The organism is Photobacterium aquae (assembly GCF_001029445.1).
GTDB classification, from domain to species: Bacteria; Pseudomonadota; Gammaproteobacteria; order Enterobacterales; family Vibrionaceae; genus Photobacterium; species Photobacterium aquae.
Genome location: NZ_LDOT01000012.1, coordinates 109,290 through 123,140, shown reverse-complemented (window position 1 = coordinate 123,140; position 13,851 = coordinate 109,290). Strand labels below are relative to the sequence as shown.

General features: G+C 49.4%; 16 protein-coding genes. 8 read left to right on the top strand and 8 right to left on the bottom strand.

The features are described from left to right. Positions 1–37 precede the first annotated feature (37 nt). Genes ABT56_RS10325 through ABT56_RS23555 form a run of 3 tightly spaced genes read left to right on the top strand, consistent with a single transcriptional unit; the run spans position 38 to position 1,272 of the window. A complete protein-coding gene (locus ABT56_RS10325) occupies positions 38–505 on the top strand; it encodes a nitrate reductase cytochrome c-type subunit (protein WP_047878779.1) in 468 nt (155 codons plus the stop codon). Positions 506–525: 20 nt separating this feature from the next. Beyond that, on the top strand, positions 526–1,101 hold the full coding sequence (locus ABT56_RS10320) for a NapC/NirT family cytochrome c (RefSeq protein WP_047878778.1): 576 nt from the start codon (positions 526–528) through the stop codon (positions 1,099–1,101). A gap of 21 nt (positions 1,102–1,122) precedes the next feature. Beyond that, positions 1,123–1,272: a TIGR02808 family protein gene (locus ABT56_RS23555; RefSeq protein WP_084722212.1), complete on the top strand. Its 150-nt coding sequence runs from the start codon at positions 1,123–1,125 to the stop codon at positions 1,270–1,272. 88 nt (positions 1,273–1,360) lie between these two features. Here the strand turns inward: ABT56_RS23555 and ABT56_RS10315 are convergent, their stop codons facing one another. The 3 genes from ABT56_RS10315 to ABT56_RS10305 all read right to left on the bottom strand — a co-directional run bounded on the left by ABT56_RS10315 (position 1,361) and on the right by ABT56_RS10305 (position 2,554). Then, positions 1,361–1,570, bottom strand: a complete 210-nt coding sequence (locus ABT56_RS10315; RefSeq protein WP_157037815.1) for a hypothetical protein — start codon at positions 1,568–1,570, stop codon at positions 1,361–1,363. Between the two features lie 67 nt (positions 1,571–1,637). Beyond that, positions 1,638–2,117 (bottom strand): DUF1499 domain-containing protein, encoded by a 480-nt coding sequence (locus ABT56_RS10310; RefSeq protein WP_047878776.1) that lies wholly within the window; start codon positions 2,115–2,117, stop codon positions 1,638–1,640. An 86-nt stretch (positions 2,118–2,203) separates the two neighbouring features. Then, entirely contained in the window at positions 2,204–2,554 is a 351-nt protein-coding gene (locus tag ABT56_RS10305; protein WP_047878775.1) for a DUF2956 domain-containing protein, read from the bottom strand. Positions 2,555–3,056: 502 nt separating this feature from the next. Between ABT56_RS10305 and ABT56_RS10300 the strand changes: the two genes are divergently transcribed. The 3 genes from ABT56_RS10300 (at position 3,057) to ABT56_RS10290 (ending at position 5,140) form a co-directional block, all read left to right on the top strand. After that, a complete protein-coding gene (locus ABT56_RS10300; RefSeq protein ID WP_240478291.1) occupies positions 3,057–3,536 on the top strand; it encodes a DUF2919 domain-containing protein in 480 nt (159 codons plus the stop codon). Between the two features lie 5 nt (positions 3,537–3,541). Further along, positions 3,542–3,940, top strand: a complete 399-nt coding sequence (locus ABT56_RS10295; RefSeq protein ID WP_047878774.1) for a hypothetical protein — start codon at positions 3,542–3,544, stop codon at positions 3,938–3,940. 306 nt (positions 3,941–4,246) lie between these two features. Continuing rightward, complete coding sequence (locus ABT56_RS10290; RefSeq protein ID WP_047878773.1) at positions 4,247–5,140, top strand: Dyp-type peroxidase; 894 nt, start codon at positions 4,247–4,249, stop codon at positions 5,138–5,140. Positions 5,141–5,277: 137 nt separating this feature from the next. Here the strand turns inward: ABT56_RS10290 and crr are convergent, their stop codons facing one another. From crr to cysZ, 5 genes are all read right to left on the bottom strand, one after another. Beyond that, the gene (gene crr / locus ABT56_RS10285) at positions 5,278–5,787 is read right to left on the bottom strand and encodes a PTS glucose transporter subunit IIA (protein ID WP_047878772.1); all 510 of its coding nucleotides are present in this window, start codon (positions 5,785–5,787) and stop codon (positions 5,278–5,280) included. A gap of 39 nt (positions 5,788–5,826) precedes the next feature. Further along, positions 5,827–7,554, bottom strand: a complete 1,728-nt coding sequence (gene ptsI / locus ABT56_RS10280; protein ID WP_047878771.1) for a phosphoenolpyruvate-protein phosphotransferase PtsI — start codon at positions 7,552–7,554, stop codon at positions 5,827–5,829. 53 nt (positions 7,555–7,607) lie between these two features. Beyond that, complete coding sequence (ptsH, locus tag ABT56_RS10275) at positions 7,608–7,865, bottom strand: phosphocarrier protein Hpr (protein ID WP_047878770.1); 258 nt, start codon at positions 7,863–7,865, stop codon at positions 7,608–7,610. A gap of 312 nt (positions 7,866–8,177) precedes the next feature. Further along, complete coding sequence (gene cysK, locus ABT56_RS10270) at positions 8,178–9,146, bottom strand: cysteine synthase A (protein ID WP_047878769.1); 969 nt, start codon at positions 9,144–9,146, stop codon at positions 8,178–8,180. Between the two features lie 176 nt (positions 9,147–9,322). Continuing rightward, positions 9,323–10,084, bottom strand: a complete 762-nt coding sequence (cysZ, locus tag ABT56_RS10265) for a sulfate transporter CysZ (RefSeq protein ID WP_047878768.1) — start codon at positions 10,082–10,084, stop codon at positions 9,323–9,325. A gap of 404 nt (positions 10,085–10,488) precedes the next feature. On the opposite strand from cysZ, the gene zipA reads away from it, so the two are divergent. Further along, on the top strand, positions 10,489–11,709 hold the full coding sequence (gene zipA, locus ABT56_RS10255; RefSeq protein ID WP_047878766.1) for a cell division protein ZipA: 1,221 nt from the start codon (positions 10,489–10,491) through the stop codon (positions 11,707–11,709). A gap of 114 nt (positions 11,710–11,823) precedes the next feature. Next, on the top strand, positions 11,824–13,839 hold the full coding sequence (gene ligA / locus ABT56_RS10250) for an NAD-dependent DNA ligase LigA (protein WP_047878765.1): 2,016 nt from the start codon (positions 11,824–11,826) through the stop codon (positions 13,837–13,839). The last annotated feature ends 12 nt before the right edge of the window (positions 13,840–13,851 follow it).

Genomic DNA, 13,851 nt, shown 5'->3' with positions numbered 1-13,851 from the left:
ACCTTTACCTGAATGTAGCCAAATGGCGGAGAATACAATGAAACAACTTGTTTTGGCGGTGATGGCGCTGGGCATGGTATTGACAGGTGCTGCCCATGGCAGCGAAAAACTCGACAACCCAGGTGGAACGGGGGGGATTGAGTCACTGCGCGGGGCAACCCAGCTTGAGGAGACCCGTCCGGCTGATCCAATGAAGCGTTTTCCCCGAGATCAGGGGGTGATTGATAGTGACTATGTCTACCAGCCGCCGTTGATCCCGCATACGGTCCGTAACTATGAAGTCTCGCTCAATGCGAATAAATGCTTGGCTTGTCATAGTTGGAAAAACGCCAATGAGATGGGGGCGACTAAGATCAGCGTGACCCACTACCAATCACCGCGAGAGGGGCAGGTGTTGTCGGATGTATCACCGTCGCGTTATTTCTGCTTGCAGTGCCATGTACCGCAGGCCGATGCCAAGCCGTTGGTCGAGAACAATTTCAAGCGTGTTGATTCGCTGAACTAACCCGACGAGAGAGGCATGCTATGAAATTATTGAAATCCTTCTGGCGACGTTTCATGTCGCCGAGCAAGGTGGCGGTGGGGTTGGTTTTGTTCATGGGCTTTATCGGCGGCCTGGTGTTTTGGGGAGCATTCAATACAGGGATGGAAGCGACCAATACGGAGGAGTTCTGCGCTGGTTGCCACGCACCGATCGTGAAAGAGATCCGCGAAACCATTCACTATTCCAACCGTTCGGGGGTTCGGGCTATCTGTTCTGATTGCCATGTACCGCATAATTGGACGGATAAGATGATCCGCAAGGTGCAGGCATCCAAAGAGCTGGTGGCCCATGCGATGGGGACGATTGATACCGAAGAGAAATTCCAGGCCCGCCGCGCCCATTTGGCGAACCGGGAATGGCAGCGGATGAAGAAGAATGACTCGCAAGAGTGCCGTAACTGCCATGAGTTCGAGTACATGGATTTTTCCGAGCAGGGTACACGCAGTGTCAAGCAGCACTCTACGGCATTGGCATCGGGTGACAATACTTGCGTGGATTGCCATAAAGGGATCGCTCACAAGCTGCCGGATATGAAAAATATTGAAGGCTGGCAGTAGCTAAGCGCTAAAGGAGAGAGGATGAGTACGTTTGAATCAATTTTTTGGCATGTTCTGGGTTATGCCGCAATGCCGGTGATTATCCTGTCGGGTTTTGCTGCTGTTGCCGTGGTTTGTATAGGCATGTTGGCGTTGGGCAGAGACAGATCGCAAGGTCAGGATAACAATTAGCCGCTGGGCTATTGAGATAAAGTGGACGGTCGTGCTGAGTAGTACGGCCGTTTCTTTTATTTTAGGGGGGAAGAAGAGGCTGGCTTGCTTATCCTTGAGAGTGTTTATTCGCTGTGGCAGTCAGGGCCGGGAAGAGTCCGATTGCAAGCATTGCCAGCCAGATGGTGTCGACAAGTAGCCATTCAACCGCAGAGGATGGGTTCATGCCCTGGTTGGAGAGCGACAGTTCCCCTAGCTGCAATACCAGCATGGATAGACAACCGATAATACTGAACATGAGGAAACTGGATCTGGACATAATGATTCTCCGCTCGTTCATCGCCAATACGACGATTATAAATACAAGTGAGAATTATTATCAAGTGTTAGTTTTGGGGTTCTTGAGCGATGAAACCGTGATGATTGAGTAGTTGGCGGAAAAGCTCGGCACGATCACGGTTTACTCCGAAATCAGAATAACCGACGCGTGATTCTGAGCGGACAATCAGCTCCGCGCCTTTCTTGCGAACTTCAAAATCGTCGACAAAACGGAATACGGTGCTGGTGCATTCCAGCCGAAAATAATCCTTGCTGGCAGCTGCGAGTTTGCTGCCGGGCAGTTGCAGCGCCAAATGCTGGATCTCAGGCCAGTGGGCAAGGCCCTTGGGACTTAGTTGAAATGGCGGGAGAAGGTAGTCATCCCGTGTATCGAGGGAACTGACGCAGTTGGGCTTGTCTCCACAGGGGAGGTTGATTTTGTAAGTTGTGCCTGCATCAGGAGGCGGGCTTCCACAACCTACAAGCAATAGGGCTGCAGATAACGTGAGAGTCTTGGCAAAGGGGAGTGGCGTTAAGCGATCGTTCATCCTTGATGTTCCTATAGTGTATCCCCAAGCTTCCTTAGATGGCACATGCGTAGAGTTTGCACATTGAGGTAACTTGGGTATATGCGTTAGCCGTAGAGATATGTATAGGCAATAAAGCCAACCCAAGACAAAGCCAGTAATAGCCACGGCAGTAGAGATTGGCGTGGTGTGCTTGCCGAATACTGCGAGGGGGCATCGGTTGTATTGGGTTCTACGGAGGTGTTTTTATCCCTGGTTTGTTTTTTCTTCAGTTTGTCTCGTTCGCGGGCTTTGGCTTTTTGTTGCTTTTTATATTGTTCGATGCCGTGCTGGATCCCTTGTGCGATCAATTTAGTTTGTTCTTTTGTCTGCCCGGTTTTCTGAGTTGCCTTGGCAATGCGCAGGGCCTCTTGCTGCGTTTCTACGGATGGGGCTGACGATGATTTTTTTATTGTCATGGCGATGGGATACCTTGGTTATCGATGACGCAATTCTAGGGGGAGATTATATACCCAAGTTACCTCAAGATGCTCACAACCCCACAAAAAGTAATTATATTTCATATTATGAATGGCTTATTAATTACATATTAATGTGATATTAATTGAGCGATTTATGCAATTTTCTATTAAAAAACAAAGATTAAGTGAGTTAATGTCGCAATTGTTTGAATAATCATTTTTGTCGCGATTTCTGTAATAAAACTAGAAAAAAGTGTGTATCCCGTCGATAAAACGTGATCCTAACTACAACTTAATCGCTAAAAGAGTGCGTTGAACCACAGAATTTTCTTCTTTGGCTGGCAGTCATTGATGAAAAGATTATCGTGATTAGGTAGACAGAGAAATAGCACAACGTACAGGTCGCGCTCCGACAGTATTTTGTGGAGATAAGGCACGAATTACTTTGGCCAATCATTGAAAAACGATGTTGCCACCACCATTGCTAAGACGTGTAGTAATGGATAGGAAAAGAGATGTGCTTTATCCAATAGAAGCCTATGACAAAAATGGCTTGTTAAAACCCTCACCATTGCTTTGGTTGGTGATGTTATTTAGTGCCAAGGGTTGGGTTGTATTTGTAATGGCAGGGGCGAGTCGCCAACAAGGAGCTAAAATCCTTGAGCTTCTCTACCCGATACCTGAAAACTTGTACCTAGCAATGGCCATTGGTCTGCCAAGTTTGCTGCTGATGTGGTTGGCAGGCCTGAGACACAAGAACAACAAATTTATAAATATAATTTGGCAGCAGGGGAAATGGATCCTACTGGCTGCCTATATAACAGATTGTGCTTTGCAAATGCATCAACTGCTTCTCACCCATGGTGAGTTCAGTTGGACTCGGGCTGTTAGTATGCTTCTCACTCTTTGGTTGGGGAGTTACTTGCTCCGCAGCTCTCGGGTTAGGCATACATTTGCAGACAAGCCCATAGAGAGGTAAAGCGTATGAACGAGTGGGGTAAAGGGCTGGTGCTGTTCAGTGCACTACTAAGCCCGCTAGCGATGGCCGATTGGCTGTTGGATGTGAATTTCGAGCTGACAGGTTCGGATCGTTCCCAATCGGTGAACACATCGCTGTCGCTGCTGCCTGGTGAGGAAACAGTATTCTTCGGCTCTGCGAACGATAATGAGCGTGAGTTGGTTGGCCGTGCTGAGCTGTTGGAAGTATCGGCAGAATCGGTAAAGATTGCCTTTCGGGTTGAAGAACGGCTTGATGACGGTGGCTGGCGAACAATCATCGCACCAACCCTGTCAACGGGCTTAGATGCCCCGGTGACATTCGAAGGCCTAGATGACAATGGCGACAATCAAGTTAAGCTTGAAGTGGCCGTCACAACGGTTTAATCCCACTCAGTATCATATGGGTACAATGATGAAGGCGCTCCTTAGGGAGCGTTTTTTATTGTCGTTAGCCAGGCCGCAAACAAGCGAGTGAATAATCAAGCAGCAGTGAACAGATAGCGGCTTGCTGCCTTGGACGCATCGTGTAATGCCGTACTCGGTAATACTGACAATAATCAACAATAAAATAAGTTACCGCGTTATAATCGTTCGCAGATTTAGCCTAAAAATGGCCTGCCAGCCCTGTGAGCGAGGGATTTTTCCTACGGGTTAGGCAGGGCACATATAACAAATACTTAGGAGTTAATTATGGCGACTTCACAACCATTGATTCTGCCAGGCGCTGGCCCGTTTGCACTTTACACCGTGTTTAAGGTAACCGGTGATCGTGCAGCCGTTGTCAAGCAGTGCCAGCAGGTTCATCAACTGGTGAAGACATTGAATGAACAGCAAGATGCCGATCTGCGCGCCAGTATCGCATTTGGCAAGTCATTCTGGCTGGGGTTTGAGCAGGGTTGTCCGGAAGGACTAACCGAGTTCGTTGAGTTGGGTAAAGGGGATGTGACCGCGCCTGCTACCGGTGGCGATATTCTGCTTCACCTGAACTCAAGCCGTCATGATCTGAACTTCCTATTACTGCGTCAGTTTATGGAGCCGATTGCCGATCAGCTTGAGGTGATGGACGAAACATACGGTTTCAAATACCTTGATGCGCGCGACATGACGCATTTCATCGATGGTACCGAGAACCCAAGCACTCTGGAAGCGCGCCAGGACGTTGCCGTGATCAAAGACGGTGAGTTCGCCGGCGGTAGTTTTGTCATGCTCCAGCGTTTTGTACACAACCTACCGGCTTGGAATCGCCTGAATATTCAAGCTCAGGAGAAAGTCATTGGCCGTACCAAGCCTGACTCGGTAGAGCTAGAGAATGTTCCTGCTGCGTCTCATGTTGGCCGTGTTGATATTAAAGAAGAAGGTAAGGGCCTGAAGATTGTCCGTCATAGCCTGCCATACGGCACGGTAAGCGGCGATCACGGCCTGCTGTTTATCGCCTACTGCCATACCCAGCATAACTTCGAGGTGATGCTAGAGAGCATGTACGGCGAGACAGACGGTAAAACCGACCAGCTACTGCGCTTTACTACGGCGGTGACGGGGGCTTACTTCTTTGCTCCTTCGCTTGAACTGCTTAACGCGCTGTAATCATTAAGCTCCTATGAAAAATCCCCGGCCAGTGTCGGGGATTTTTTTATGAAGTGTGCAGTGAGTTTCGCTGGTGGGGCTGATTTTCAGGCAAAAAAAACGCTGCCATCAGGCAGCGTTTTCAATTCAGAAGTCGATTACTTCTTGATGCGTAGAACTGGAGTTTCACCAACAGTTGTTGCACCAGATAGCTTGTTCAGCTCTTTGATTTCGTCCATGTTAGAGATAACAACTGGAGTCAGAGTTGATTTTGCTTTTTCTTCTAGCAGAGCTAGATCGAATTCGATGATAGTGTCGCCAACTTTAACAGTCTGACCTTCTTGAGCGATGCGAGTGAAGCCTTCGCCTTTTAGTTCAACTGTGTCGATACCGAAGTGTACGAATAGCTCGATGCCGTCGTCAGATTCGATAGAGAAAGCGTGGTTAGTTTCGAAGATCTTACCGATAGTACCGTTTACTGGTGCAACCATTTTGTTGCCAGCAGGTTTGATAGCGATACCGTCACCAACGATTTTCTCTGCGAAAACAACATCTGGCACGTCTTCGATGTTCACGATCTCACCAGATAGTGGTGCGATGATTTCAATTGCGCCCGCTTCAGTGTTGTCGTCAGAAACCAGCTTCTTAAGTTTGTCAAACAGACCCATATCGTTGCTCCTAAGCGTTTTCTTTTATCTGCAGCTATATTAGCAGATGGTCTTTTCTGCGATGAATTTTTCTACATGTGCTTCAATTTCAGCAGCAGTAGGCATAGCAAGCGCTTGCTCGGCCATAGCTTTAACATCAGCAAAGTTAGCGTTGCGGATAATCTTCTTAATGCGTGGAATTGAAATTCCGCTCATGCTGAATTCGTCCAGGCCCATACCCAATAGGAGTAGGGTTGCACGCTCGTCACCCGCTAGTTCGCCACACATACCTGTCCACTTGCCTTCCTTGTGAGAAGCATCGATAACTTGCTTGATCACAGTCAGTACCGCAGGTGATAGTGGGTTGTATAGGTGAGAAATCAGCTCATTACCACGGTCAACCGCAAGAGTATACTGGGTTAAGTCGTTAGTACCAATACTAAAGAAGGCAACTTCTTTCGCAAGGTGGTGAGCAATTGCCGCTGCAGCAGGTGTTTCGACCATTACACCGATTTCGATGTTTTCATCAAAAGCGTGGCCTTCAGCACGTAGTTCTGCTTTGTATTCTTCGATCGCAGCTTTTAGTTCGCGGATCTCTTCAACAGAGATGATCATCGGGAACATGATGCGGATCTTACCGTGAGCCGATGCACGCAGAATACCGCGTAGCTGGTCACGTAGAATTTCGCGACGGTCTAGGCTAATACGTACTGCACGCCAGCCTAGGAATGGGTTCATTTCTTTTGGCAGATCCATGTATGGTAGATCTTTGTCACCACCGATATCCATTGTACGGATAATCACTGGCTCGCCATGCATGGCTTCAGCAACTTCTTTGTAAGCTGCATACTGCTCTTCCTCGGTAGGAAGTGCGTCACGGTCCATGAATAGGAACTCGGTACGGTAAAGGCCGACACCCTCACCACCGTTGCGCTGAATACCGTCACAGTCTTTTACTGTACCGATGTTACCGCAAACTTCCACTTGCTGGCCGTCAAGAGTGATTGCTGGCAAATCTTTAAGCTTGGCCAGTTCTTCTTTCTCGGCAATGTGCGCGTCACGGATCGCTTTGAATTTGGTCAGCTCTTCGTCAGTTGGGTTGATAACGATCTGGTTGTTGATCGCATCAAGGATCAGCATGTCGCCGTTTTTCACGCGAGATGTGATGTCGTTAGTACCCACGATAGCTGGTAGTTCTAGCGAACGGGCCATGATAGAGGTGTGCGATGTGCGGCCACCGATATCTGTGATGAAGCCCAGAACGTAGTTAAGGTTGATTTGTGCTGTTTCAGAAGGAGTCAGGTCGTTGGCAACCAAGATAACTTCTTCGTTGATAGCACTTAGGTTAACGATGTTGATACCCAGTGCGTTTTTCACGAAACGGTTACCGATATCGCGGATGTCGGTTGCGCGTTCTTTTAGGTATTCGTCGTCAAGAGACTCAAGGGTAGATGCCTGCTCTTCGATGATCGCATGAATTGCGACATCTGCAGATGCCTTGTTGTCTTTAATGAAGGCTATGATTTCTTCTTCTAGCTCTTCATCTTCTAGCAGCATGATGTGGCCTTCAAAGATGGCTTCTTTCTCTTCACCGAAGGTGACACGCGCTTTTTCTTTGATTACTTCAAGTTGCTCTGAAGATTTTTTACGAGCGTCGAAGAAACGCTGAATTTCGTTCTCGATTTGGTCTGCAGCGATAGAAGCTTTGTTTAGAACAATCTCTTCTTCTTGCAGTAGTAGTGCTTTACCAAAAGCAATACCAGGAGACGCCAGGATACCTGAAATCATAGCCTTACCTTAAATTGACTTAAAACTAGGGGAAGTAATAAACGGACTGCGAATTAGTGCAGTTCGTCCATTAGGGCAACTAGGTGGTCAACAGCTTCTTGAGCCTGAGGACCTTCTGCAGAGATAGTTACTACAGTGCCTTTTACTAGACCTAGAGTCTGAAGCTTGAATAGGCTCTTAGCGCTTGCGCTTTTGCCGTTTGAAGTCACTGTGATGTCCGCTTCGAAAGCTTTTGCTTCTTTAACGAACTGAGCCGCTGGACGAGTGTGTAGGCCGTTTTCTGCAGTGATCTCAACTTGCTTCTGATACATTTTTCACCCCGATATTTAATATTTATTTAATTGTAACGTAACTGAAAGAAAGCTTAACCCTTTTAGGCTTGGCTTGCTAATCTGGAGTATAAACTACCCCAACAGTCCGGTGCTTGAGATTAATCCAAGTCAATTTTTTGTGATTTTTCTCTCTTTATCTCCCTCAGAGTGGCCGTTTTGTGACCTTTTATTTTGAGGCTGGAAATAAAGCACCTCGGTTTTATATTAGAGCTAAGGATTAAATGCAACAAAAAAGCCCCCAGTGGGGGGGCTTTTAAGTAACAAACTTGAAGTTATCATTGAAAAGTGTGATCACTGTTGGGTTTCTTTGTCGGTAAAGATACCGGCAAATAGTGCCGTTGACAGGTATCGTTCACCGGAGCTTGGCAAGATCACTACAATATTTTTCCCTGCATATTCAGGCCGTTCAGCGATGCGATTTGCCGCAATTACCGCCGCACCTGATGAAATACCCGCCAGAATACCTTCTTCTTCCATTAGGCGGCGAGCCATATCGATAGCATCGTCAGAACTCACTTGCTGTACTTCGTCAATCAGTTCTAACTCAAGGTTTCCAGGAATAAACCCTGCGCCAATACCCTGAATTTTATGCGGTGCCGGCTTGATTTCATCGCCGTTCAGCGCTTGGGTGATAACCGGGGATTCGCTGGGCTCAACGGCCACGGTGGTAATGGCTTTGCCTTTCTGACGCTTAATATAGCGGCTAACACCTGTTAGTGTACCACCTGTACCCACGCCCGATACAAAGACGTCGATCTCGCCGTCGGTTGCATCCCAGATTTCAGGGCCTGTTGTCTTTTCGTGGATTTCTGGGTTGGCAGGGTTGTTGAACTGCTGAAGTAGCAGGTACTTGCTTGGATCCGAAGCAACAATCTCTTCTGCTTTTTCGATTGCCCCTTTCATGCCTTTTGGCGCTTCAGTCAGAACGAGGTTTGCCCCTAGCGCCTTGAGAAGTTTGCGGCGCTCCAGACTCATGCTTTCAGGCATGGTGAGTGTTAGCTTGTAGCCACGGGCGGCGGCAACGAAGGCTAGGGCAATGCCGGTGTTACCACTGGTTGGCTCAACCAATTCAACACCTTCTTTCAAAATGCCTTTCTTCTCGGCATCCCAAATCATGTTGGCGCCGATACGACACTTTACACTGAAGCTTGGGTTGCGGGCTTCGATTTTGGCAAGCACATTACCCTTGCTGACGCGATTTAGGCGAACCAGCGGTGTGTTACCGATTGTTAGGGAATTATCTTCGTAAATCTTACTCATTGTAGTCGTTCCTTCGTAACACCAACATATTAGACAACACTAAGCATAACGCCAGAAAGCCAATTGAAAAGGAATTTGTGGTTATATCTTATTGTTATATAGGAGAGGAAGAGAAAGGCGTTACCGATACGGCAACGCCCTTGGTGTACTTCGTTACATATTGCCGCGATTTGCTATTAATAGTGGCGGTAATGGTCACGGTAGTGATCGACCCACATGGCCGTGGCCCCGCATACTGCCACAGGCATCACGAACAGGTTGATGATTGGAGTCATGGTGCAGAACATCACCAAGCTGCCGAAGCTCAAGGATTTGCCCCGGTGGGCCTTGAGGGCATCGCGCATGGTGACGAACGGGACCTTGTGGTTGTCAAACGGGTAGTCGGCGTATTGAATGCTCATCATCCATGCGCTGAACAGGAACCATAGTACCGGGCCGACTGTTTGGCCGATGGCCGGAATCCACAGCAAGATAAACAGGCCAATGGCTTTGGGTAGGTAGTATTTCAGTTTGACCCACTCGCGATGGAGGATCCGGGGTAGATCCTTCATGATAGCCTTTAGACCCGCATCAGGTGCGGGTTGGCCGGTTAGCTTGGCTTCGAGGTGCTCGGCCAGAAGGCCGTTGAACGGGGCCGCAATCCAGTTGGCAATGGTACTGAAGAGGTACGAAAAGGTTACCAGCACCGCAATCGCCAATAGTGGCCATAGCAGGTACGAAAGCCAATCGAGCCAAGTAGGTAGCTGGGCCATCCAGCCATCAATCCAGTCACCTAGCTGGGTCAATACCAAGCCGAAGGCCGTGCCGAACAAGACCATATTAATCAAAAGAGGGAATAAGACGAAACGGCGGGTGCCCGGTTGCATGGCAAGCGATAGTCCGCGGAAGAAGTAGCCAGCACCGCTGATGGGGGAATGCTGGTGACGAGAGGGTTGCATAGAGGCTCCTTGTCATCAAGAGCTATGGTCTCAGCCATAGAAGAAATTGGGGATATATTGAGCACGATATTAGCCTTGATATGAGACGTGACGCAAATTGCTGCTTTTTTGTGGTGATATCCTGACCAAACAATGACCTAATTTGTGCTCAAGTGCACTATCCTCCACCTTTAGGCATATTCACCTTCTCATTCCGATTTGAGTTTTGATACATTAGAGTAGTGTTTACCAAGTAACTTGGTTGCGACCACGTCCTTGAGTGGTCGTAAAATATGATAAATGGACTTTTTTGCTTGCTTTGGTTTGGTTAAGCGAAGAAGTATATGTACGTCTTTGCCCTTCGGGTGGAGAACTTGTGGTGTTGGTTGTCCCTCGGTGGGCACAAGGATATTCAGAGTAGTCATATGCAGGAATTGCGTCTGGTTTTAATTATTGTTGGTGTGCTAGCAATAGCTTCACTGTTGCTGCATGGCCTGTGGAGCAGCCGAAAAGAGAAACCCGCTAAATTCGGTGAGAAGCCGTTAGGCAAACTCGACGAGGGCACGCGCGATACCCAAGGGTTCGATCAAGATGGTGTTGGTTCTGTTCGCGTGGTAAATAGCGAAGACAATCCGACAGAGCACTCGCGTACAGAGCGCAAGGAGCCGGCTTTCCACTTCGGTGCGAAATTGGATTCCGATCCTCTATTAGATGCCGATCCGTTGCTCGATACTCCGCCTAAGCAGCCTGCGCCAGCCGCCGTTCAGACCATGGCTGCCGCCGAGGCAGTGGTAACCGAAAGGACTGTTGTTGAGCCAACGGTGAGTGTTCCTCCGGCTGCCCCTGAGCCGGCAGTTGTGCAAAAGGCCGAGCCTCAGCCTGTCGTGGCTTCCCAGCAGCCTGTAGCAGAACCCGTTGTGCAGCCTGCGGTAGAACAGCCCGTACCGACGAAGGCTATGCCTGCAGAGCCTGTTGCGGATAAAAAGATTGTTGAGCCTGTAGCTGCAAAAGAGCAGCCGGTATCGGCGATGAAATCGGTGCATATCGAACCGACGTTGACGATTGAAAATATCAGCTTTTCTGATGACGTGACAGAAAAGGTCGAGGCGAAAGAAGAACCATTGCAAGAGGCTATCCGTGTTGATAGCTTTGCTGAACCTCAGCCGGAATTGATTTTGCCTTCTGCAGAGCCAGAGCCAGAGCCAGAGCCAGAGCCAGAGCCAGAGCTGCCACCTAGCTTCCTCGTTCTGAATATTCACGCCCGTCATGGCGAGTTGCTAAGAGGCAATAAGCTGTTTATGGCGCTGGAGCAGAACCACCTGATCTTCGGCGAAAACTCGGTTTACCATCGCCATGCCGATGCCCTTGGCAATGGCCCGGTAATATTCTCGGTTACCAATATGGTACATCCAGGCCACTTCCCTGAAGGCGGTGGTGAACATTTCGAAACTCCGGGTGTTGCTTTCTACTTGATGCTGCCATGTGAAGCTGGCCGAGCGGACCAGAACTTCAACTTGATGCTGCAAACCGTGCAGCGCATTGCTGATACATTGGGGGCTGACGTGCTTGATCATGAGCGCAACCTGATCACCCCGCATCGTATTACCGAGTACCGAGAGAAGGCGCAGCGCTACACCAAGCACTAAACCAGCCTGATCTAATAAGATATCCCAGCCCTTTATACCCTTGTATAAGGGGCTTTGTTTTTGTTGCCATCGGGAGATGATGCTCACGCGCATGGCATAGCTTAGGAACACAACATGAGTCATGATATTCAGCAGCAGCTAACTGAGCTGCGCGACCTACTTACCTATCACGGACATCGCTATTATGTTGAGGATAATCCGGAGATCCCGGATGCTGAATATGATCGCTTGATGCAACAGCTTCTGTCTTTGGAAGCTGATCACCCAACGCTGGTGACGTTGGACTCACCAAGCCAGCGGGTTGGTGGCAAGCCGTTGGATGGCTTTACCCAGATCACCCACGAAATACCGATGCTGTCGCTCGACAATGCATTTAACGACGAAGAGCTTGAGGCATTCGAGAAGCGGATGCGTGACCGCCTGCCGGCTTTGGCCTCGCTGGCATACTGCTGTGAGCCTAAGCTGGATGGTTTGGCCGTTAGCCTAATGTACGAAAACGGCGTATTGGTTCAGGCCGCGACGCGCGGTGATGGTATGACGGGTGAAAATATTACCGAGAATGTGCGTACCATCCGTTCAATCCCGCTTAAATTGCGAGGCGATGACTGGCCGGCAAGGCTTGAAGTTCGCGGTGAGGTTTTTATGCCCAAGCAGGGTTTTGATGCCCTTAATGAAAAAGCCCGCAAGAAAGGTGAGAAGACCTTTGCCAACCCGCGCAATGCGGCCGCAGGTAGCCTGCGCCAGCTTGATCCGCGTATTACTGCAACCCGCCCACTGAGTTTTTATGCTTACGCTGTTGGCGTAGTGGAAGGCAAAGAGCTTGCTGGAAGCCAGTATGAGCGCTTGGTACAGCTGAAAGAATGGGGCTTGCCGATGTGTCCGGAGGTGCGCCAGCTTGACAGCATGAAAGAGGTTATCGCTTACTACCAGTCTATTGGTGACAAGCGTGCTACGTTGCCTTATGAAATCGACGGGGTGGTGATCAAAACCGACGATATCGCCACTCAGCTCCAGCTCGGTTTCGTTTCCCGTGCGCCGCGCTGGGCGATTGCCTACAAGTTTCCGGCTCAGGAAGAGATGACGCTGCTTAACAATGTCGAGTTCCAGGTTGGTCGTACTGGTGCCATTACGCCGGTCGCCAAGTTGGAGCCTGTGTTCGTGGGCGGTGTGACGGTGAGCAATGCAACCTTGCACAATGCCGATGAAATTGAACGTCTTGGGGTGATGGTTGGTGATACCGTGGTGATCCGCCGCGCCGGTGACGTGATCCCTCAGGTGGCGTCAGTGGTGCTGTCACGCCGCCCTGATGATGCCAAGCCGATCGTTTTTCCTGCTACGTGCCCAGTGTGCGACTCCAAGGTAGAGCGGATCGAAGGCGAAGCGGTTGCCCGCTGCTCTGGTGGTTTGTTCTGTCAGGCACAGCGTAAGGAAGCCCTCAAGCACTTTGTGTCGCGCAAGGCGCTGGATGTTGATGGCTGCGGTGAGAAAGTGATCGAGCAGTTGGTTGACCGCGAAATGGTTACCACCCCTGCCGATTTGTTCAAACTCTCTGCTGGGGTGGTAACAGTACTTGAGCGAATGGGGCCGAAGTCAGCCCAGAAGCTGGTTGATGCCTTTGCTGCATCCAAGCTGACCACGTTGCCGCGTTTCCTATACTCACTGGGGATCCGTGAGGTGGGAGAGGCTACGGCGGCGAACCTTGCCAATCATTTCGAAACATTAGACGCGATCTTGGCTGCAGACAAAGAGCAGCTTATCAAGGTGCCTGATGTCGGTGATATTGTTGCCGCCCACGTTTACCATTTCTTCCGTGAAGAGCATAACATTGCGGTGATTGATGATTTGATCGAAGTCGGAATCCATTGGCCTGCAATCGAAAAGTCAGAGGCTGAAGGTGAGCGTTTGCTCGAAGGTAAGACGGTGGTATTGACAGGAACCCTGTCGCAGTTATCCCGATCTGATGCCAAAGAAGCCCTGCAAAAACTCGGTGCCAAGGTTACGGGTAGCGTTTCGAAGAAAACAGACTTGCTAGTTGCCGGTGAAGCCGCCGGTTCAAAATTAGCCAAAGCGCAAGAGCTTGGGATAGAAATTTGGGATGAACAGGCATTGGTAGATATATTGTCTCGCTAAATGTTACAGAAA

What these genes read in the sequence shown, in the direction of transcription:
- ABT56_RS10325 (WP_047878779.1), top strand. Translation starts at nt 38, where the DNA reads ATGAAACAACTTGTTTTGGCGGTGATGGCGCTGGGCATGGTATTGACA.
- ABT56_RS10320 (WP_047878778.1), top strand. Translation starts at nt 526, where the DNA reads ATGAAATTATTGAAATCCTTCTGGCGACGTTTCATGTCGCCGAGCAAG.
- ABT56_RS10290 (WP_047878773.1), top strand. Translation starts at nt 4,247, where the DNA reads ATGGCGACTTCACAACCATTGATTCTGCCAGGCGCTGGCCCGTTTGCA.
- ABT56_RS10295 (WP_047878774.1), top strand. Translation starts at nt 3,542, where the DNA reads ATGAACGAGTGGGGTAAAGGGCTGGTGCTGTTCAGTGCACTACTAAGC.
- ptsH (WP_047878770.1), bottom strand. Translation starts at nt 7,865, where the DNA reads ATGTATCAGAAGCAAGTTGAGATCACTGCAGAAAACGGCCTACACACT.
- ligA (WP_047878765.1), top strand. Translation starts at nt 11,824, where the DNA reads ATGAGTCATGATATTCAGCAGCAGCTAACTGAGCTGCGCGACCTACTT.
- crr (WP_047878772.1), bottom strand. Translation starts at nt 5,787, where the DNA reads ATGGGTCTGTTTGACAAACTTAAGAAGCTGGTTTCTGACGACAACACT.
- cysZ (WP_047878768.1), bottom strand. Translation starts at nt 10,084, where the DNA reads ATGCAACCCTCTCGTCACCAGCATTCCCCCATCAGCGGTGCTGGCTAC.
- ABT56_RS10300 (WP_240478291.1), top strand. Translation starts at nt 3,057, where the DNA reads ATGGATAGGAAAAGAGATGTGCTTTATCCAATAGAAGCCTATGACAAA.
- ABT56_RS23555 (WP_084722212.1), top strand. Translation starts at nt 1,123, where the DNA reads ATGAGTACGTTTGAATCAATTTTTTGGCATGTTCTGGGTTATGCCGCA.
- ABT56_RS10310 (WP_047878776.1), bottom strand. Translation starts at nt 2,117, where the DNA reads ATGAACGATCGCTTAACGCCACTCCCCTTTGCCAAGACTCTCACGTTA.
- cysK (WP_047878769.1), bottom strand. Translation starts at nt 9,146, where the DNA reads ATGAGTAAGATTTACGAAGATAATTCCCTAACAATCGGTAACACACCG.
- ABT56_RS10305 (WP_047878775.1), bottom strand. Translation starts at nt 2,554, where the DNA reads ATGACAATAAAAAAATCATCGTCAGCCCCATCCGTAGAAACGCAGCAA.
- zipA (WP_047878766.1), top strand. Translation starts at nt 10,489, where the DNA reads ATGCAGGAATTGCGTCTGGTTTTAATTATTGTTGGTGTGCTAGCAATA.
- ABT56_RS10315 (WP_157037815.1), bottom strand. Translation starts at nt 1,570, where the DNA reads ATGTCCAGATCCAGTTTCCTCATGTTCAGTATTATCGGTTGTCTATCC.
- ptsI (WP_047878771.1), bottom strand. Translation starts at nt 7,554, where the DNA reads ATGATTTCAGGTATCCTGGCGTCTCCTGGTATTGCTTTTGGTAAAGCA.